This is a genomic window from Methanoculleus sp. DTU007 (assembly GCF_001512385.1).
Taxonomy (GTDB): domain Archaea; phylum Halobacteriota; class Methanomicrobia; order Methanomicrobiales; family Methanoculleaceae; genus Methanoculleus; species Methanoculleus thermophilus.
In genome coordinates this window covers 15,780-35,672 of sequence record NZ_LFRO01000031.1, presented here as the reverse complement: position 1 = coordinate 35,672, position 19,893 = coordinate 15,780, and the positions used below count along the sequence as shown (strand labels likewise).

The following is a 19,893-nucleotide window of genomic DNA, read 5'->3' as shown; positions in this document are numbered from 1 at the left end:
CCCCACCCCCTATTGCGATATCCCCACGGTCCAGTGCACCGGGGTTTTACCGATCATTCGACTGGTAGAAACTTCATTCTGTAATGGACGGTGCCGCTTCTCTCACCCAATGGTGCTTGAACTCCGCGCGTTCCGCCCATCGCCCACCCTTAATTGGCGATAAATCTTCTCTCGCTTCGGTCACTGCGTATGCCTAAAATCGGCAGTGTTCAGGAGTATTTACCTCGACTTGTGGATTATACAGCCACCGTTCCAATTAGAACACGGCTAGTTGCAATTACTGAAAAATTGTGGGTTCAAGAAATTGAGAGGGCCAGCCCTACCGTCCCCGGCTGATCTCGTCGACGGCCGCGATCAGGAGGTCGATCTCCTGCTCGGTCGTGTAGGCCGCCATGCTCGCCCGGACCGTCCCCTCCGGGAGGCCGAGGTGCTCCATCAGCGGCTGGCAGCAGTGGTGCCCCGACCGCACCATGATATCCGCCTCCTCGTCGAGCATCTGCGCGACCTCCTGCGGGTGGATGCCGTCGATGGTGAACGAGACAACCCCGATCCGGGTATGCGGGTCTTTCCCGGCGTAGACCGTGACCCCGTCTATCGCGGAGAGCCCCTCGATCAGCCGGGCGGTCAGGCGCTCCTCGTGCCGGTGGATCTTCTCCATGCCGATCGCCGCAAGATAATCCACGGCGACGCCGAGCGCGATCCCGCCCCCGACGTTCGGCGTCCCGGCCTCATAGCGCTGGTAGCCCTCCGCCGGATCGTAACCTTCCACGGTCACGCTCGTGACCATGCCGCCGCCGAGGGTCGGGGGCTCGAGGAGGAGATCCCGCATCCAGAGGACCCCGGTCCCGGTCGGCCCGAACATCTTGTGCCCTGCAAAGCAGAGGAAGTCGCAGCCGAGGTCTCGCACGTTGACCGGCATGTGCGGCAGGGACTGCGCTCCGTCCACCAGGAAGAGGGCGCCGTGCTCCCGGCAGAGGTTTGCGATCTTCTGGATCGGCGTTACCACGCCGAGGACGTTTGAGGCGTGAGTGACGGCGACGAGCCGGACGCTGCCCCCGGAGAGGATCTTCTCAAGCGCCGCAAGATCGAGCTCATAATCGGCGTCGATCCCGATCACGTCGAGCGCGACCCCCTGCTTTGCCAGCATCCGCCAGGGGAGGAGGTTTGAGTGGTGCTCCAGGATTGTGGTCACCACACGGTCACCCGGCTTCCAAGAGAGCCCCTGCGCGACCATGTTTATTGCCTCGGTGGCGTTCTTCGTAAAGACCGTCAACCCCGCCTCCCCGCCGATGAACCGGGCCACCTTCTCGTGGGCGTGCCAGTAGCGTTGCGTCGCGATCCGGGTCAGGCGGTGGACACCCCGCCCGACGTTCGCCCGGTAATTGTGCTCGAACTCGACGAATGCATTCACCACCGGTTCCGGTGAGAAACTCGTCGCTGCATTGTCGAGGTATATGATGTCGCCGAGGATCGGGAAGTCCTTCCGGATCTGATCGGGAGTAAACTCAGTCTCGGCCGGCGGTGCCGGCTTATGGGTCTCCATCGTCTTCGTCGTTGCCACCTCCGCCCTCTTTCTTGCCGGGTCCTCCTTCAGAGTGAAGTCGTCATTCACGCCGATACCCCACTCCCTGCAGAGTTCGCGCATCTTCGGGGGCAGTGCCCGCCACCGCCAGAGTCCCCAGCGGTGATAGGCCTCCGGCAGCCCATTCTTCTCCGCCCACCTGATAAGGAATTCGTCCCAGCGGTCTGTCAGTTCAGGGTGCATCACGCGGAGACCCTCGTACTCGCTCTCGAGTGCCGCCGGGCAGAGGTAACAGCCTATCCGCTCAAGGCCCATATCGTAAAGCGGGTTTATTGGGACCTTCTGCCACCAGAGGTAAAGGAAGACCTCGAGCGCCCGCCAGCTCCGGATCGGTGAGATATTCAACTGCAGCGGATTTGCCGGATTCTGACTTGTCTCGTCGAGCTCAGCCCGGTTCCAGGACTCATACCACCGGTTCCCCTGGATCGTGACGCAGGGGCCGGTGCCGGCGAGGTAGATCTTTAAGGGGTGAAGTTTTAAGAGTTTGCAGCACCAGCGGTGGTCCTTCCCAGGCGGCCCGGCCTTCTCGACCGCCTGGAAGAAGTCGCCGCCTTTTTGGATGATCTCGACTCCCTGAGAGGCCACGAACTCCACCGTCTCGGGGAGTTCGATCCCGGTATCGATGAAGAACGCCTTCTCCACCCCGGCCTTTCGGGCGAGATGGAGGACGGCGGTGCTGTCCTTGCCGCCGGAGAACGAGACGTTGACGCACGGCCGGTCGTTCATGTGCTTCTTGATGGTCCGGATTGCATTCCTCTCAAGGTTCTTTAAGTGGTAGCGGTTCTTCTCGATCACCACTTCCCAGTCCGGATTGGACCGGGTCCGGGGTGTGATGGGGGCGAGGTCCTTCACCCGGACCTGGCCGTCCCTGACGACACCGGTGCCGAACCGGTTCTTGTAGGCGACGATGACCGTCCCGTCGGGAACAGGGTCTTTTAAGGGGAATCGTTTTCCACCGATACGCCCCCGATGGGCAATCACTGCGGGTTCGGCCTCAAGGTCGATGATCCCCCGGGTTGCATGCGGCAGGATGTACGAGAGGGCTTCGGGAGCGATATCAAGGCTGAATTTTCGGGAGACCGGATCGAACGTGAGCCAGCCGAACCGCTCGCCGTGCACGATCACGAGGTCGGCCCGGTCGGTGCCCCCGGTCTTGTTTAAGAGCACGACGTGGGGCAGGGGGACATCACCGAACCGCTCCGCAAGAAGCCGCCGGATGAGAGCCATATCCGCCGCAAGGGCGGGGCGGACATCGTACGGCTGCAGGAGCGGAACCTCTCTTGTGCGCGTCTTGCAGGCACAGGTGCGTCCAATGAGAGGGACGTTGCACTGATCGCACCAGTAGAGGACTTTTTTGACTGACGGTTCGCGTATCACTTTAATACTAGTTGGTTGCCGCAGACATTAAGTAAACCGATGGTGAAGATCCGATAGAATCGCGGTCCCTTGAGCGGTCTTTCCTCACGACCGCCTGATCAGGAGGCCCAGAACGGTACTGAGGAGAATCAGGAGGAACACAGCAACCAGGGCGAAGAGAGTATCAGCAGACCTCTGCATATGGACATCCGGGAAATCCGGCCCTGTCTCGGTGACGTTGACCAGCATACGAGCATCAGCGCCGGAGACCGGGTCAGTCACGACGAGCGTGAGCCTGTCCGCAGGCAGCTCCGAGGAGGGGATAAGCCCGCGGAAGTACCGTATGTTCTCTTCAGATGCTGCATGTTTGTCCTCCGGGATTGTATACCCTGCGATGAGCGAGCCGGAGGAGGCGCTGTAGATCTGTAGATAGAGGCTCTCCGGAGGACGGTAGAGACTCACATCCCGATCCCATACGGCGGAGATCTCGAGGTCTTCACTCCGGGAGAGGGTGTCGTCCGATACCGAGATGACATGATCCGGGAGCGGCGGGGGTGTTGCGGCCGAAGCAAAGCAGGGGATGAGGAGGAGAGCGGATAAAGCCAGCAGGAGGTAGAATTGTGCACCGGGTGGGCGGCCGGACATCCCATGCGGCTTCATGAGAGGCTTGTTCGTTCGGCATACGATAATCTTTTCCTCAACGATGGGGATACGCCAAGAGAACACTCACTCGTCCATTCCATCACTGCGGTCGAGAGCGGTAGGTTCTTTCGGAGATACCGCCCGGGCCTGGAGACCTGGATAAGCAAAAGTTTATTCGTATACAAGCGAACAAAATAGTGATGCCATCGTGTTGCGTGAATAACCTTGGCGGAAAGGTGCTCCTCATGGGCGTAACCCCCAAGGAGGTAAACGACTACGTGCGAAAGCACTGCAAGGAATATTATGAGATGCCCCCGGGCTTTGTCTTCAAAGGTATCCGGATGCTCCTAGCATCCCCGATGCTCGTTGGCATTCAGAACAAGAAGAAGAAGATCCTGCTGCCATTTACGAAGCGCTGCGCCAACCCCGGGACTATGCTCTTCGAGATCGCAGCAAAGGACGATGATCTTGACTTCATCCGTAATAATCTTGTGAGAGTCCAGGAATAACCGTTGCGATTATACAGGTGGTCCTGGAGCATTCAAGTCGTTATGAGGCCAGGTCACGATGCCCCGCCTTCGGCGTACTGGCCCAATCAATCCATTTCATTCTCTCCTGTCATACCGTGCAGGTGCCACAACCGAACGCTATATAGGCCCTGACGGAAAAATCTATAGCGATCATTGTGGGCATCAAAGAGTGGGTAGTCCCTCAGGATAAGGTTTTTTTTGATCTCTTCGACAGAATGGCCGCGACAGTCGTCTCTGCCGCCAATCTGCTCGTTGAACTCGTTGAAAACTTCGAGAATGTGAAAGAGCAGTGCCAACGAATGAAAGAGATCGAACATCAGGGAGATGAGATATCACACGAGATCTATGAGCAGTTGAATCGAACTTTCATCACACCACTCGAACCGGAAGAGATATCCCGCCTTGCCTCAGCGCTGGATGACATCATCGACTACATCGACGGTACCGCACAGCAGATGTACAGTTATGGTATTACTGCCACTGACGACTCGATGGTTCAGCTTGCAAAACTGATACAACTCAGTGTTGTCGAGATTGAGAAGGCCGTCAACGGCATTCGAACCATCAAGAATCCGAACCTGATCGAGGAGCGGTGCATTGAGGTGAATCGCCTAGAGAATGTCGCGGACAGTGTCCTCGGTCATGCCATCATGGATCTCTTCAAGACAGAGGATGCGATCGCCATCATCAAGCTCAAGGATATCTACGAGAATCTGGAAATAGCGACTGATAAATGTGAAGATGTCGCAAACGTCCTGAGCGACATAGCCATCAGACACTCCTGATCGCTATGGACATAATCATCATCGGCATTGCTCTTGCCCTCCTTTTTAATTTTGCAAACGGCTTGAACGATGCCGCAAACTCGATCGCAACAATCGTCGCGACCAAGGCCTTAACCCCTCTGCAGGCGGTCCTCCTTGCCGGGGTCTTCAACCTCCTTGGCCCCCTCCTCTTCACGACAGCGATTGCGGCGACCATCGGAAGGGGTATCGTTGATTCCTCGTTTCTCACCCCAACACTGATCCTCACGGCCCTTGTCGGTGCGGTGCTCTGGGTTCTTGCGACATCTCTTCTCGGGATTCCGGTATCGAGCAGCCATGCCTTGATCGGGGGGCTTCTTGGTGCCGGCATTGCAGGTGCCGGAGTGGGAGCGGTCATCTGGCCGTCGCTCACGATGATTGAGCAGACCGCCTTCTATGGGATTATTGGTATCATCCTCGGTGCGGTTGCCGTGGGAGCATTTACGCATTGGAGGGGCGAGTTCAAGCCCTGGCACCTCCTCCTCGGCGGAATCATCGGGGTGACGGTGGCCATACCGCTCGCCATTGCGGCAGGGCTTTTGCATGTCAGTGGCATCCTCGCGGTCATCCTTTTCATCGTCATCTCCCCGATGCTCGGATTCATCGTCGCATTTGTCTTCGGCATCGTCGTTACCTGTATCTTTCGCAACTATGCTCCGTGGCGCGTGACAGGTCTCTTTAAGATCCTCCAGATATTCTCGGGATCGCTTCAGGCGATCGGCCACGGGGGCAACGACGCACAGAATGCGATGGGGATCATCACCGCCATGCTCCTTGCCGGGGGGCTGATCTCCGAGTTCGCCGTCCCGCTCTGGGTGATCCTCGCCTCTTCGCTTGCAATCTCCCTCGGCACCCTCCTAGGTGGGTGGCGGGTCATCGATAAGATGGCCAACCGTATCACCCGGATCCGGCCCTACCAGGGGTTTGCCGCATCGACCTCCGCCGGGGGCGTTCTATCGCTGATGAATGTCTTTGGTGTCCCGGTCTCGACGACCCACGCAACAACCGGGGCGATCATGGGCGTCGGTGCGACGCGCGGCTACTCGGCGGTCAAGTGGGGTGTGGTCCGCGAGATCCTTATCGCGTGGGTTCTGACTATTCCGGCATCAGCGGTCGTGGCCGGGCTCTGTTACATCGTCGGGTATGCCCTGATTGGCGGGGTGTTTTGAGAGGGCTACATTGGGAGCCTTTCTCAACCCCGCCAACAAAAATTACCCCAGCGATAGAACAATTATCACTTTCGGGCGATCACGTAACGCGCTTTCCAGATTTTCACTGCTATTACTACAAAAGAGGGAACGCCTGACCGAAAAGCAGTCGTCTGTGCACCGGAGGCGCTCAGTCTTACCTATCCTCAGGGCAGGAAACCTGCTCCCCGGCCAGGAGTTCCTGGTAATACCGGCAGAGGTCCGCCACGACACACTCATCGTGTTTCGGGTTCTGTGCGGTGCAGACAGCGCGGCCGTGGCGGATCAGAAGATAGTTGATGTCCCGCCAGACCTCCTGCGGGAAGAGAGCCATGAGATCGCGCTCGATGATATCGGGATTTGTACTCTCGGTAAACCCGATCCTCTTTGAGAGCCGGCGGACATGGGTATCGACAGCGATGCCGACGTTGATCCCAAATGCGTGAGAAAGGACGATGTTTGCGGTCTTTCGTCCGACACCGGGCAGCGTCCGCAACTCCTCCATCGTTCTCGGGACCTCGCCTCCGAAGTCGGAGACGAGCTTCCTTGCCGTCTCGACAATGTGGCGGGCTTTTGTGCGGTGGAACCCGATGGTCCTGATGATCGGCTCTACTTCCTCTGGCTTCGCGCGGGCGAGCGCTTCCGGTGTCGGGTAACGGGAAAAGAGGGCATCGCGGACGGCGTTGACGGCTCGGTCGGTTGTCTGCGCGGAGAGGATCGTGAGGATCAGCGTCTCATAAGGGTTATGAAAGTCGAGAAAGTGGCGCCTGTCATTGATGATGGGATACTGGACAAGAAGTCGGTGGTAAACTTCACAGGCGGTCTTACGGTTCATACTGATGGGGCAGGGCAGATTTGAACTGCCGTCAAAGCGTCCCAAACGCTCTAGGATGGACCAGGCTACCCTACTGCCCCTGTGCCATTATATGTTGGAGATGGAGACAAAAATAGTTACCGATGGGAGGAACCCTCAGGCCGGCAGAGGGATTGTATTCTCTTTGCTCACGATGGTGCCTGTGTAGATCCCCTCTACGATCGCGCGGTAGAGGTTCTCCGGGTCACGGCCATCAAGCACCAGGAGCGGGATCCCCGACCGCTCGATGACCTTCCCGGCTACGATATCGAGCACCGTGTTTGCACCTGCATCCATCCTGCACCCGGTGATGATATCGAGGAGGTCCTGCGGTGTGAGGTGCTCGTATCTCACCGCGCGTGCATCCTTCTTTGGATCAGCGCTGTAGATCCCGTCGATCGACGTGGCGTTGATGAGGAGATCGGCACCGACACTCTCGGCGAGGACCGCGGATACCGCATCCGTCGTCTGCGCCGGGGTGATACCGCCCATAACGATGATCTTACCCGTCTGTGCGAACTCCTGCGCCTCCGTATAGTCCTCTGCAACGCGCGGGTAGGCCGCATCCCCAAGTCCGGCCACCAGGAGGCGTGCATTCATCCTGGTCACCTGGATGCCGAGTTCGTCTGCTGCCGCCTCGCTGAGGCCGAGGTCGCGGGCAACACGAATATATCGGCGCGCCTCTCCACCGCCGCCGACAACGATAAAAATCTGACATTTTCCGATGATCTTCCGAAGAACAGAGACATATTTGCTGATATTATTCGACTCAAGTGTGGGGACCAGAACCGAGCCACCCAGCGAGATTACTATCTTCTTCATGCCACCCTATTATTATCCCCAATATCACTCATATACCTGTTGTGAAGAGGCTGCACTGCCCTATATGCAGTTCTACAGACGTCTGGGTAGTTACCGGCGGCTATACCGGCTGCGTCTACCGCTGCAAGCGTTGTGGGTATCATGGGGCGCTGGTTATCGAGTACGAGGAGCAGGACGAGCAGGCGGTCCGCAAGGATAAATAAGATGGCTCCCCTCACGTGATGATCGTATGCACGAGGCGCGACTCTACCAGAAACTGGAGGACGATACCGTCCGGTGTTCTCTCTGCGCCCACCGGTGCACCATACGGGAGGGTAAGCAGGGCGTCTGCGGTGTACGTATCAACCGCGGCGGCACCCTCTATGCCGCCACCTTCGGCAAGGTCATCGCTGAAGCGGTCGACCCCATTGAGAAGAAACCGCTCTACCACTTCCTGCCAGGAACCCTCTCCTACTCGCTTGGGACCATAGGGTGCAACTTTCACTGCGAACACTGTCAGAACTGGCACATCTCACAGCAGACACTGGAGATGGAGGCGCTCCGGGACCTCGCCCCCGAGGAGGGCGTGGAACGGGCGCGTGCCAGCGGCTCTGCAAGCATAGCCTGGACGTACAACGAGCCCACGATCTGGCACGAGTACCCGCTTGCGATGGGGGCCCTGGCACGCAAAAAGGGACTCGGAACAGTCTACGTCACGAACGGCTATATCACCGAAGAAGGGCTCCGGGAGATCTCTTCGGTACTCAACGCCTTCCGTGTCGATCTCAAGTCATTCTCCGATACCTTCTACCGGAAGGTCTGCGGGGGGCGGCTGCAGCCGATCCTCGATGCAACAGCGCTTGCAAAGGAACTTGGCATGCACGTCGAGACCGTAACGCTGGTCATCCCCGGTCAGAACGACTCGATGGAGGAGATGGAGGCGCTCATTCGGTGGGTGCTCGAGAACCTCGGGCCCGATACCCCGATGCACTTCACCCGGTTCCATCCAGACTATAAGATGCTTGATGTGCGGCCAACCGAGATCAGGACCCTTGAGAAGATCTACGAGCGTGCAAAGGAACTGGGGCTTCACTATCCGTATCTCGGCAACGTCGGGGGTCACCCCTACGAGAATACCTACTGCCCGGCCTGCGGCGGCCTCGTCATCGAGCGATCGGGATATTCGACCCGAATAGTGGGGCTCGAGGATCACACCTGCACTGAGTGCGGCGGACATATCGAGTATGTCTCGAAGATCGACTGAATGCCCTAGATTCCTCACCGACAGGATGCTTGGAACGCTCACCCGCTACCTCCGGTTCATGGGTTACGATACCATGAGCGCAAACAGCCTCACCCCCGGGAGCACACGGGAGGATACCCTCTTGCTTGAGATCGCCGCTCGGGAGGGGCGAATCCTCCTGACACGAGACCGGGAACTTGCACGGCGGGGTGGTGAGCAGGCGGTCTACATCGCATCCGAGGCCATCATGGATCAGATCCGCCAGGTCGCCGATCTCGGCCTCATCGAACCCGAGATCCGGATGATCCGGTGTTCCCTCTGCAATACCCGCCTCCGACCGGCTACTGTCCGGGAGATCCGGGAGGCACGCTACGCACCACAGTCTCATGCGGGAAAGGAGTTCTCGTGGTGTCCCACCTGCCGAAAACTCTACTGGATGGGTTCACACAGCCACCGCCTCAAAAAGCGCCTCGAAGAGATGCGCTCCTCCTGACCGTAAGTTACCAAATCCCAATACGGGACATTTCAACTACTTTTGGAGATCCAGGAAAAATATATCAACTTTGAGCGGGTATGAGGCACGATAGTTAAGGTCAGCAGGTCTGACCAACCATCAACCGGAACCAGGCGTTCCAGTGCAGGAGAACAGGCGGTTTCGGCGGTCCCGGTGCCGAACCCTGGACCTCGTGCATGAACCGGCGGGGTTTGGGCAATTAATAGAGAGGAATGGTATGGAACACCTTAAGATTGCATTTTTCTGCTGGGAGTCACTGTATGCAGAGCGAGTCGGCGGGCTGGCAAATGCGGCAACAAACCTTGCCGAGACGCTGGCACAACACCATGAGGTGCATTTTTTTACCCGGGGCTGGAAAAGAGACGATGAGATTAACGGAGTCCAGTACCACTACTGCCGGCCAGAAGGAGAGAATATCATCCAGTACTGCTCCGATATGAGCAGAGGGATGTTCGACCGGTTTAGAGAATTTGATACGCCTTCATTTGACGTCCTGCATTTCCATGACTGGCACGTGGTCGACGTGCTCCGCCGGCTCCGGGAGCGGGAGACCATCTTCACCTATCACTCAACAGAGTTTGGCAGAAATGGGAACCGTTTCAGTAACAGCTGGCCCTTTGTAGAGATAACGAGGATTGAACATTGTGGGGCATCGTTTGCCAAACGCATAACGGCAGTATCTTCTACTCTCCGCCGGGAGGCTATGAGCCTCTATCAGATTCCCGACTGGAAGATCGACGTCGTCCCAAACGGCATCGTGCCCGGTCGATACCAGGCGGACGTCGATCCCAGGGCAGTGAAGCAGCGCCACGGGTTTGACCCGGACGCTCCGCTCATACTCTTTGTCGGACGGCTTGCGTGGCAAAAAGGGCCAGATATGCTGGTGGACGCAGTTCCCGATCTCCTCCGGGAGCATCCCGATGGCCAGTTTGCCTTTGTCGGAGAGGGGCAGATGCGTCCGGGTCTCGAGGCGCAGGCCCGGGAGCTTCCCATCCGATTCCTGGGCCGGCTCGATGATGCGGACTACGTACCGCTCCTCAACGCCAGCGATATCGTTGCTATCCCGAGCAGGAACGAGCCGTTTGGACTTGTGCTTCTCGAAGCGTGGAGTGCCGGCCGATGCGTGGTCGCTTCCGACGTCGGCGGGCTCTCCGAGAACATCAATCATGGAACTGATGGCGTCAAGGTGCGGCCGAGCCCCGACTCAATCGCAAATGGCCTCGCTCAGGTGGTGGGTTCCCCCACGAAGTTGCTCTCCCTGGGCCGCGAAGGGCTCAACAGGGTTAAGAAAGATTTCAGGTGGAGCCGCGTTGCAGCGCAGATGGAGGGCGCGTATCGCAAGCTCGCAGACCACGAGACTCTCCTCTGCTGACCGTCCGCTCACGGTTGCATGACGGCTGCAAGGTGCTCCATCAACCGGAATGGATCCGACGCGACGACGGGAGTTCCTGCATAGAGTTCCATACCACCAATATCCGATGTCCGGGATTGGAGATCGCCCCTATCGACCACCCAAGCAACGTGATACCCCTGCTCTTCAAGCGGGGGCATATACACCGCCGCGTTGTAACTCTGCACCCCCATGTTTCGGTAACTCTCAAGCACCTTTGCGAGCGCGGGGGCAAGGTCGTGCGGCAACTTGGCGATGATCATGACCTCATGCTCCTTCCTCGGGGTGAGGTGTGCCATAACCCGGGCGTTTTTGTAGACAAGCCCGAGCCCGATCGCTGTATGTGCCGCAAAGAGGTCGTCGTAATACTCGCTCCCGTAGCGGCACCGGTACTGCTCCCGGGTCTTCTCGATCCGCGCCGGAGTGGTATACGGGCGGTGAGTGAGCAGGATCTGGGCATGGTTATGTACGATACTTGCCCCCGCACGCCAGAGGAAGTTCCAGATGAGAAAGGGATGGATAGCTTTAGGATTTGTGCGGTGCGCCTCCTGGCACCACCGGATGGCCACATTGATCATGTCAGTTACCTGCGCCTCTGTGGTGATGTAGAGGTCGCTTTCCTTCGCGATGATGATAGCGTGAAGATAGTCGTACTTTGCGATGTTGCTTGCCGTAATCCAGTGATCGCCTTCGATTCGGCCGAACGTATCGGCCGGCGTCCCCTCAAGCGGGTTTGAAAACGGCCCTCCATCTGCAAGATCCTGCAGATCGCGCGTCTCCTCGGTCTTTGGAGTCAGTACAGGACGACGCGCTCGAATAGAATTAAACAGCGTGCTCTCATCTGTCTGGTTGTTGGTCACCCGAACAATCTGTTGCATCTCAATATCGCCATACTTCTCGCGCACCCAATCCTGCATCGCGTCAGGGAGAACGAGGTACCCGGGTTCGACGTACCAGGAGTAGATTCGCAAAACCAGTTCTTCCATCTCTGGCGCAAGTTCCTGCACAATTCCCGGCAGTCTCGTGATATCCAGCCTAACCATAGAGGCCCCGTATACCAGTCTCATCGGGATAAAGATTCGGATCAGGCCATGGATGAGTCTCAGTCAGGGGAGCAAAATCGTTCGCCGCAACAATGCGTCGATAGACATGAAATGGAAATTTTATTGGGGTTGGATGGTAGATATAATTTGAATTCAAAGAGATCCATACAAACTGAATACTCTAAACACCATTTGCGGATACGAGAGAGACATGGCATTTTTTGACAGGTTCCGAGTAGGCATCAAGAAGATTCGGCAGGAGAAGGATTATTCTGGGCTAATTCTGGCCCTGGATGATGACGATCCTGGTAGCCGCGCCGATGCGGCGAGAACCCTCTCTGCACTCGGCCCCTCAATTATCCCCAATCTGCTTGGAGCACTGGAGAATGCCGCCCCCGTATCACGGGTTCGGATGGCAGAGGCTCTTGTCTCGATCGGCACATCCTCAATTCCACTGATCCTCGCACTGATTGTCCGGGCAAGTCCTGCCTTACAGGCATCCTTTGTCCGCGCAATCGCAGCGACGGACGGCGAGTACTTTAGCGCTCTGCTCTCATCACTGCATAGCGAAGAATCGACAACCCGGACTGCTGCCGTGATTGCCCTCCGGGGGACAGGCAAAAAGGCCATTCCGCACCTTGTCCGGAGGCTTCAGGATCGTAACCATTCCGTCCGGAAAGAGGCCGCAAGTTCGCTCGCCGCACTCGGTTGGGTGCCTAATGACCCCCAGGAGAAGGTGCAGTATTACTACCTCCTGGAAGACTGGACGGAACTCGCAAAACTCCAGGGGGCAGCGGTTCCGGTTCTCATTAAGGGCCTCAACAGTAAGGATCCCCGGATACGGAGCGAGTCGGCGCGGACGCTGGGAAAGATTCGTGACCCCCGGGCTATTCCGGCACTTGTCAGGGCGGCAGACGATCCGGAGGCGGATGTCCGTACACGGGTCATAGAGGCGCTCGGTGAGATTGGTGATGACCGGGCGAAACCACACCTGGTTGAGGCCCTCAGCGACCCCAGTCACCCGGTGCGGATGGAAGCTGCATGGGGACTTGAGCGGTTGGACTGGATTCCGCAGAACGATCTGGAGAGAGCTAATTATCTGATTGCCAGAGAGCAGTGGAACGAACTTGTCCGGATGGGGAGACCGGCAATTGCGCCGCTCATTAGTGCTCTGCAGGTCGAGTATTCCGGCGTCCGCACCGGTGCTAGCGAGGCGCTGCGGCGACTGGGTCAGCCTGCACTCGATGCCCTGAACGCGGCAGTGCGTTCAGGAAATCCCAGGGTCCGGGAACAGGCAGAGATTGCACTGGAGTATATTCAGTCGCGTCGGGAAGAGAATGCACGGGCGAGACCGGCACAGGAGAAGTCTTCCGATTACGACCGGGAACTCAAAGAAGGGCTTGCCGCCCGGAAGCGGATTGAGGACCACTTCGGAAAGGCAGTTCAGGCCCCCACCCGGCCTCTCCGCCGAAAATCCCCATCACCGGAACAGAACGAACCGATGCAGCCCATCCTCAACAAGGGAGGGACCGTGCCGAAACCTGTCCCCCAGCAACCCCCCGATGGTGAGGATATCGAGAGCCTCCTGAAAGAGAGCCAGAAGGGTGATGAGGCATGGACCAGTGTGAAGAGACAGCTTGACCGGCGAAAGCCGGCTCCACTGGACCAGATTATCCCGGCCGGCAACGACAAACAGGCGGGCAATGAGAAAGAGTATACGGAAAAGGAGACCCCCGCTCCAGAAAAACCGAAAGATGAAATTCCGCCGGACCTCACTCCTTGTGCAGAATCGCCGGAACCCCGGGCACCGGTCGTGGAGGAGGCATCGCTTGAACGGTATCTCCGCGCCTTGCAAAGCGACAATGAAGAGATCCGGGCTGCAGCGATTGCGGCGCTACGGAGCATCGGGGAGCCGGCGGTCGGGTTCCTCATCCAGGCTCTCTCCGATCCGCACCCCGGAGTGCGGATCGCCGCAGCTGAGGGCCTCGGTGAGATCGGTGGCGATAGCAGCGTCGATGCCCTGCTGTTGATCTTAAACGACGCCGATCGGGACGTTCGCATCGCCGCCGCCGGCGCGCTCGGGCAGGCCGGGGACGCACGTACAATTCTTCCACTGATAGGCCTCTTCCACGATGGGTATCCTGAAGTTCGGTCTGCTGCAGCCGCAGCAGTTGCGGCGTTCGGTCATGCTGCGCTTGGCCCACTGGATGCGGCACTGGAGAATCCCGCACCAAAAGTCCGGGTGACGGCGGTAAAAGCCCTCGGGATTGTTGGGGATCCAAGATCGATACCCCTCCTCGTCAGACATCTGGAGGATCCTGCCCACGAGGTTGGTGTGATTGCCGCCCGGACCCTGGCAGGATTTGGGCAACCTGCAGTTGAACCGCTCTCCGCAATTCTGAGGACGGGTGAGAAAGAAGGGCGCCTTGCAGCGATTGATGCGCTCGCGCTGATCGGCACCGCCGAGGCTGACGAGGCACTGGAGTATGCCCTGCGCGACAGAGATCGAGACGTCGCTGATAAAGCGGCTGCCGCGCTCACGAGGCGACGGGGGACGGACGTATGGCGTAAAACCCCCGATAATGAGGTCCGGCAGGACGTCCATACACTCATCGTTGCACTCAAAGATGGTTCAGTGGAGGTGCAGGTTTCTGCCGCCACCCGGCTCATCGAGATGGGGCGTCCGGCGGTTGAAGGGCTGATTATGGCCCTCAAAGATGGCGACCCTGAGATCCAGGCTGCTGCCGCCGGGGTGCTCGGCGAGATGCGGGAGGCCGCGGTCGAACCGCTCATGGCCGCCATGAATGATCCGGACCGGTTCATCCGGATCGTTGCTGCCCGTAACCTGGGTAATATCGGGGATAAACGGGCTATTGGAGTTCTGAGCAGATCACTGCAGCGAGAACCGGACAGCATGGTCCGGGCAGCTGTGGCGGAGGCGCTGGGCTATATAGGGAGCGAGGAGGCGATAGAACCGCTGGCCCGGGCGTTGCGGGATAGCGACGAGGTGGTACAGATTGCCGCCGCCAGGTCGCTTGGCTATATCGGGGACAAGCGGACCATTGAACCGTTAATCCTGGCGTTGTGTGATGTGGACGACCGGGTCCGGTACGCTGCGCTCGAGGCCCTGAACGACCCCGATGGAACTGTGCGGGATCACCTGGTGGGGGCGCTCCGCTCAACGGACGAGGCGCTTCGGGCAGGGGTTGCGGAAGCACTGGAATCGGTGGGCTGGGAACCGAAGACCAACGTAGAAAAGACACTCTTCCTTATGGCCCGGGATCGGTGGGCAGAGGTGGGGCAGATCGGCCCTGATGCGCTCCCGATACTGGTTGAAGCCCTCTCCAACCCATCTATCGAGATACGGATGAACGTCGTCAAGACCATATCCCGGATTGGGGGAGAGGGAGCGGTCTCTCCCCTCATCCAGGCACTTGCAGATGACGCCCTCGTGGTTAGGATGCGGGCCGAGCGGGGGCTGGTCGAGATGGGCGATACGGCGATCCCGGCGATTACCCGTGCGATCGAAGAGGCGCGCCCCGAGGTGCGCGAGGGACTGCAACGGATCCTAGAAAAGATTCGTCGGTGAACGGCGGATACCCTAGGGTATCCGCCCTGCTGCCTTCCAGTAGTTGTACTCGTGATGCCAGCGGTCCTTGTTTGCCATAATAAGAGCCCGCATCCGTTCGATCATCTCGGCGTGGAGTCTCTCCTGCTCTGGATAGGTCTCCTTATTCGCGATGGCATGTACGAGTTTCGCGCCAAGTTTGCGGGCTTCCTCCTCCGCTGGCGCCATGGCCGCCTCCGGGTCTCCCCCGAGGACCACCGCAACGCCGCCGACGGTATTAGCACCCAGCGTCTGGAGGACCCCGTTGAGGTAGGTCACAATCTCATCCGCTTTCGATCCGCCCGCCGTGGCGACGGCACACCCGTACTTACCGATGAACATCTGGCAGTGAATGGCGTCTGCCATCCGATCGAGCAGCGTCTTTATCTGAGCCGTGACGGAGTCGATGTAGTTGGGCGACCCGAGCACAATCCCATCGCTCTCAAGCATCTTCTGGTACAACTCGATGAAATCGTCTTCCTTGACGCACTCTCCCCTCTCGCAACAGACCAGGCACCCATTGCAGTACTCGATCTGGAGTTTGCAGACATCCACGAGTTCAACATCGGCCCCGGCACTCTCCGCCCCGTCGAGGACTGCACGGACAAGCCGGAGCGTCTGACTCCGCGGACCTCGCGGACTTCCATTAATGGCTAGAATCTTCATGTCTCTTCCTCGGTCATAATGTTCTACTGCCGATATTAATCCCCGTTGCCCGTAGCCTAGGGGATGTCGTGTGTGACCACGATCTCGGCGCGATACTGCCGATCACAGTCGCCGGAGAGTGGATTGGTTGTGAATATCTTCGTTTCGCCCGCCTGGAACCGGGGGACGAAGATGGTCTCGGTCGACCGGATCATCTCGTTCTCGTCGTCGATGAGCATGAACCGGATGACGACGTTTCTTGCGGCCGCATCACCGGTGTTGGTCACCGTCCCCGTCGCGACCCAGTAGCAGGACGTGTCGGTGCGGTAATGCCTCTCGGGTGCCGTGACGGAGGCTGTGAATGACGGTTGCGGTCCGGAGGGCGAGTAGGTGGCATGGGAAGCCGGCGTAGATTCCAATGTCGGCGTCACCAGTTCTCCAGGCGTCTCTGTGCAGCCTGATACGGCAACAGCGCCTATGAGGCAGGCAAGAAGCAGGAGACTCTTGCAGATCTTTCTCGTGAAAGACGCATCCTGCATGATGGTTCATCGACCGGAGCCTATATAACAAATTCGGAAGCGTATTTGGGTCAGGAAACGGGATCCGGACATGCGGTTGAGTAGTACCTGCCCCCCTCCCGGGCGGACCGAGGGATAGATATACATGCTCTCCGGATAAGGTGGCCGGGAACGGAGGAGTTCGTGATGAACGGAGATGTTGCAGAAACCGTCGGGACCGTGAAGGTCTGCAACGCTATAACGAAAGAGGTGGAGGAGGTCGAGAGGGTCGTCAAGTCCGACGAGGAGTGGCGACGCCAGTTGACGCCGGAAGAGTTCTCTGTTGCGCGGAAAGGAGGAACAGAGACCGCCTTCACCGGGAGGTACTGGGACTGCAAGGAGAAGGGTCTGTACGTCTGCGTCTGTTGCGGCAATCACCTCTTCTCCTCGGAGACGAAGTTTGAATCGGGGACCGGCTGGCCAAGCTTCTGGAAGCCTGTCTCGGACCTGAATATCAAGACGGACCTTGATACCCGGTTCTTCATGAGCAGAACCGAGGTGCTCTGCAGACGGTGCGACGCCCACCTGGGCCATGTCTTTGACGACGGGCCACCGCCGACGTACCAGCGCTACTGCATGAATTCAGCGGCACTCAGGTTCATACCGCAGAAGGACCTGCAAGGGGGAAAAGGAACGGGCCTGCCATGATGGAATCAAGGTAATGATACCCTGCCCAGATTCCAGACGACGCTCTCTCCGCCAATATTGACCTGGAGATACGCGCGGGCCGGGTCAAGGCCATCCGGCACCTCGAAGAAGAGGTATCCTCCCACAGACTCGTGCCTATCGAGCATGACTCTGGAGTATGACCCTCCTCGGGTGGTCGATCCGGGCGCTTTCAATGGGTGATATGTCTCACCGGCATAGTGGAGGACGAATGCACTCTCCCCTGGCGTCTGAATACGTGTGTTCGCACCGTTCCCCTTATGGCCAAGGTGCGTCACCTCAACAGCGACCAGGAGGTATGCTTTCCCGCTCCCAGCAACATACTGGACCGGTTTGGTGCCGGTGGTCTGAAAAGCCTTCGACCACGTTATCGGACCGACGATCAGCGAGATGGCGTTTTCACCTCGCTGATCGTCGTAACGGTACCGTTCACCGATCGAAAGAGCGTCGGAGAACAAAGAAGCAGGCTCTGCGGCGAGACTCATCATATCGACAGGGGCCTTTGAATGTTCGATATGAGAGCGATTGCAGTCCTGCATGGCTTGTGACAGGCGTTCGATCCCGAGGCCAAGGTGACGCAGTGCATCGTCCGCCATGCTCTGGCTCAGGGGTCTATTCCCATTAAGCAGGATGCCGGCTCTAGAAAACTCGTCGAGTGCAGCGGTAAAATGCTCGTATGAGGGAGCCATAGCGGGGGAAGCATCGAGGGTCGCAGCCTCGGCACGATAACTGTCCACAAGCGAAGATATTTCGGTTGCCAGATTCCTGACTGCCATGTCGTCAGATCTATACATAGAATAGATTGACTCTACAGAGACCTCCAGGAGGGGTATACTGGCTCTGGCGATCAACGACTCCAGCTTCTCGTCATCCGTGAGTTCGGAGGGACAGGTCGTATTGCTGTCCGGCCCTGACCTGACAACCAACGTGTTCCCGGGATCGTTACCTCCCTCCACCGACAGATCGAGGAAGGAGAACGTGTATGCTCCGGGAAAGATGAGAACGATGAAGAGGATCACCCCGGCAAGACTGGCTACAGGCAGTAACGGTCTTTGAGAGCCTCTCATCGTCATTGGCTAAAATATCTCCTGTTAAATGGTTATTTGTTGCGATGAAAATCCTAAACGCCGGAGGCGCCATTCCCTAGCCGGCGGAAGGAATCGACGTAGGAAAAGGTTATGGGGTCTTCCCGAGTGCCCAGACAGGTGATGCGTCGGGGAGTTTCACCTGGATTGAGCATTCATCAAGCGTGAGCGCCTCTGGAACATCGAAAACAATGTATCCAGTTTTAACCTTATACCGGTCCAGCGTCACCGTTGCATATGACTCGCCAAGCGACGTCCTCGTTGGTAGTTTCATCGGAGAGTACGTTGTCCCGCGATACTGGAGAGCAAAATCGCGAAGATCCGGGGTTTGTATCCTGTACATTCTACCCTCCCCTATATGACCCAGGTTTGTGACCCTCACCTTAACGAGCAGGAACATTCTTCCGGGTTCTGCCTCAATCTTATTGCCACTCCCATCGAGGTAATAAATGGTGTCGATTCTCTTTACAGACTCCAGCATCAGGGAGATCTCGTTTGCGCGGCTACGATCCATATAGACGTACCGTTGCATGAGCTCCAGTTCATCCCTGATTCCGGGTTTGGCATACAGCAGGGACGAAGAGAGATCGATAGCCACGATCTCTTCCGGGACCCTTTGCACAGGGCATTGCAGGTATTCAAAAGCCTCACGAAGGTGATGTGATCCCATTCTGTTCGCGTCGAGGGCAATATCCACCATTGTGCTGTTGAGGGGAGTGTTTCCCCGGAGTACCGTGCCTGCCGTTCGATATGACTCGAGAGCACGGATGAATGAAGTTTTCAGAACATCGCATTTGCCAGAGACATCTAATGCCTCCACCTCTTCAAGAAGGCTCGTTGCGAATGTCCGGAGTTCTGCAGCGCTCTCTTTTACCAGACTCTCATCCCAGACGTAGAGGGCGTAGGAGTTCTGCAGGGAGAGCAGCAGTGATGCGCTGCTCTCTTCGACCAGCTGCATAAGCTCATCGTCATCGTATTTCGGGACGGGCGGCGTGATCTTCTCGGTCCGCAGAGCGGTCTCATTCCCGTCCGGGGTGACGGTCGATCCGGCTGCCCCCGGCACTGAAACGGGTGTGGGGTTCAGGAAGTGGCCGTCCCGGAACCGCTCCTCAACTCCGGTGAAGATGGAGGAGAGGTCCCGGGAGGGTGCCTGCTGCGTTTGCCCGGGATCGGATGTACCCAAACCGGTGGCATCTGATACCACCGGGGAGGGAATGAGCAGGAAGGCGGTGAAGAACAGGAGGGCCAGTATCATCGAAACGGCGTCCGGGAAGTCCACAGTAACTTGGATCTTCACTTTCCAGGGAGAAAACTTCTTCGAAATCCAACGCCCCGGATTTTGGGCGTTCCAAAGACCTTATCACGCCCGTACCAACCATTATCCCGGAG

Annotated in this window: 18 protein-coding genes and 1 tRNA gene; 9 read left to right on the top strand and 10 right to left on the bottom strand. The window is 58.1% G+C overall.

Annotated features, from left to right (window positions below; genetic code table 11):
• Nucleotides 1-319 precede the first annotated feature (319 nt).
• Together ACI94_RS03175 and ACI94_RS03170 are read right to left on the bottom strand one after the other, a co-directional pair.
• On the bottom strand, nucleotides 320-2,959 hold the full coding sequence (locus tag ACI94_RS03175) for an aminotransferase class V-fold PLP-dependent enzyme (RefSeq protein WP_083524707.1): 2,640 nt from the start codon (nucleotides 2,957-2,959) through the stop codon (nucleotides 320-322).
• A gap of 84 nt (nucleotides 2,960-3,043) precedes the next feature.
• On the bottom strand, nucleotides 3,044-3,598 hold the full coding sequence (locus tag ACI94_RS03170; protein ID WP_150468697.1) for a hypothetical protein: 555 nt from the start codon (nucleotides 3,596-3,598) through the stop codon (nucleotides 3,044-3,046).
• A gap of 182 nt (nucleotides 3,599-3,780) precedes the next feature.
• Between ACI94_RS03170 and ACI94_RS03165 the strand changes: the two genes are divergently transcribed.
• The 3 genes from ACI94_RS03165 (at nucleotide 3,781) to ACI94_RS03155 (ending at nucleotide 6,082) form a co-directional block, all read left to right on the top strand.
• A complete protein-coding gene (locus ACI94_RS03165) occupies nucleotides 3,781-4,089 on the top strand; it encodes a DUF1894 domain-containing protein (RefSeq protein WP_066954405.1) in 309 nt (102 codons plus the stop codon).
• Nucleotides 4,090-4,265: 176 nt separating this feature from the next.
• Entirely contained in the window at nucleotides 4,266-4,895 is a 630-nt protein-coding gene (locus tag ACI94_RS03160) for a DUF47 domain-containing protein (protein ID WP_066954402.1), read from the top strand.
• Nucleotides 4,896-4,900: 5 nt separating this feature from the next.
• Nucleotides 4,901-6,082, top strand: a complete 1,182-nt coding sequence (locus ACI94_RS03155) for an inorganic phosphate transporter (protein WP_286681087.1) — start codon at nucleotides 4,901-4,903, stop codon at nucleotides 6,080-6,082.
• A gap of 175 nt (nucleotides 6,083-6,257) precedes the next feature.
• On the opposite strand, the gene nth is transcribed toward ACI94_RS03155, so the two are convergent.
• From nth to pyrH, 3 genes are all read right to left on the bottom strand, one after another.
• Nucleotides 6,258-6,935, bottom strand: coding sequence for an endonuclease III (nth, locus tag ACI94_RS03150; protein ID WP_066954396.1), 678 nt, complete (start codon nucleotides 6,933-6,935; stop codon nucleotides 6,258-6,260).
• A 5-nt stretch (nucleotides 6,936-6,940) separates the two neighbouring features.
• Nucleotides 6,941-7,015, bottom strand: a tRNA-Pro gene (locus ACI94_RS03145).
• Between the two features lie 55 nt (nucleotides 7,016-7,070).
• Nucleotides 7,071-7,775 carry a UMP kinase gene (pyrH, locus tag ACI94_RS03140; protein ID WP_066954394.1) on the bottom strand — a complete coding sequence of 235 codons (705 nt, stop codon included), beginning with the start codon at nucleotides 7,773-7,775 and terminating at the stop codon, nucleotides 7,071-7,073.
• A gap of 41 nt (nucleotides 7,776-7,816) precedes the next feature.
• On the opposite strand from pyrH, the gene ACI94_RS03135 reads away from it, so the two are divergent.
• The 4 genes from ACI94_RS03135 to ACI94_RS03120 all read left to right on the top strand — a co-directional run bounded on the left by ACI94_RS03135 (nucleotide 7,817) and on the right by ACI94_RS03120 (nucleotide 10,883).
• Complete coding sequence (locus ACI94_RS03135; RefSeq protein WP_169795887.1) at nucleotides 7,817-7,978, top strand: hypothetical protein; 162 nt, start codon at nucleotides 7,817-7,819, stop codon at nucleotides 7,976-7,978.
• 26 nt (nucleotides 7,979-8,004) lie between these two features.
• The gene (gene amrS, locus ACI94_RS03130; RefSeq protein ID WP_066954391.1) at nucleotides 8,005-9,018 is read left to right on the top strand and encodes an AmmeMemoRadiSam system radical SAM enzyme; all 1,014 of its coding nucleotides are present in this window, start codon (nucleotides 8,005-8,007) and stop codon (nucleotides 9,016-9,018) included.
• A complete protein-coding gene (locus ACI94_RS03125; RefSeq protein WP_083524706.1) occupies nucleotides 8,999-9,490 on the top strand; it encodes a Mut7-C RNAse domain-containing protein in 492 nt (163 codons plus the stop codon). The genes amrS and ACI94_RS03125 overlap by 20 nt, the downstream gene beginning before the upstream one ends.
• 238 nt (nucleotides 9,491-9,728) lie before the next feature.
• A complete protein-coding gene (locus ACI94_RS03120) occupies nucleotides 9,729-10,883 on the top strand; it encodes a glycosyltransferase family 4 protein (RefSeq protein ID WP_066954386.1) in 1,155 nt (384 codons plus the stop codon).
• 8 nt (nucleotides 10,884-10,891) lie between these two features.
• On the opposite strand, the gene ACI94_RS03115 is transcribed toward ACI94_RS03120, so the two are convergent.
• Nucleotides 10,892-11,944 carry a hypothetical protein gene (locus tag ACI94_RS03115; RefSeq protein ID WP_066954383.1) on the bottom strand — a complete coding sequence of 351 codons (1,053 nt, stop codon included), beginning with the start codon at nucleotides 11,942-11,944 and terminating at the stop codon, nucleotides 10,892-10,894.
• Nucleotides 11,945-12,155: 211 nt separating this feature from the next.
• Between ACI94_RS03115 and ACI94_RS03110 the strand changes: the two genes are divergently transcribed.
• A complete protein-coding gene (locus ACI94_RS03110; RefSeq protein WP_286681086.1) occupies nucleotides 12,156-15,533 on the top strand; it encodes a HEAT repeat domain-containing protein in 3,378 nt (1,125 codons plus the stop codon).
• Between the two features lie 12 nt (nucleotides 15,534-15,545).
• Here ACI94_RS03110 and ACI94_RS03105 read toward each other — a convergent pair whose 3' ends face one another.
• Entirely contained in the window at nucleotides 15,546-16,217 is a 672-nt protein-coding gene (locus ACI94_RS03105; RefSeq protein ID WP_066954378.1) for a flavodoxin family protein, read from the bottom strand.
• Nucleotides 16,218-16,273: 56 nt separating this feature from the next.
• Nucleotides 16,274-16,735: an FxLYD domain-containing protein gene (locus ACI94_RS03100; protein WP_066954376.1), complete on the bottom strand. Its 462-nt coding sequence runs from the start codon at nucleotides 16,733-16,735 to the stop codon at nucleotides 16,274-16,276.
• 165 nt (nucleotides 16,736-16,900) lie between these two features.
• Here ACI94_RS03100 and msrB point away from each other — a divergent pair, with 165 nt between their 5' ends.
• On the top strand, nucleotides 16,901-17,401 hold the full coding sequence (msrB, locus tag ACI94_RS03095) for a peptide-methionine (R)-S-oxide reductase MsrB (RefSeq protein ID WP_066954373.1): 501 nt from the start codon (nucleotides 16,901-16,903) through the stop codon (nucleotides 17,399-17,401).
• Nucleotides 17,402-17,406: 5 nt separating this feature from the next.
• Here msrB and ACI94_RS03090 read toward each other — a convergent pair whose 3' ends face one another.
• Nucleotides 17,407-18,492, bottom strand: coding sequence for a hypothetical protein (locus ACI94_RS03090; protein ID WP_066954371.1), 1,086 nt, complete (start codon nucleotides 18,490-18,492; stop codon nucleotides 17,407-17,409).
• Between the two features lie 103 nt (nucleotides 18,493-18,595).
• The gene (locus ACI94_RS03085) at nucleotides 18,596-19,759 is read right to left on the bottom strand and encodes a hypothetical protein (protein ID WP_153011837.1); all 1,164 of its coding nucleotides are present in this window, start codon (nucleotides 19,757-19,759) and stop codon (nucleotides 18,596-18,598) included.
• Between the last annotated feature and the right edge of the window lie 134 nt (nucleotides 19,760-19,893).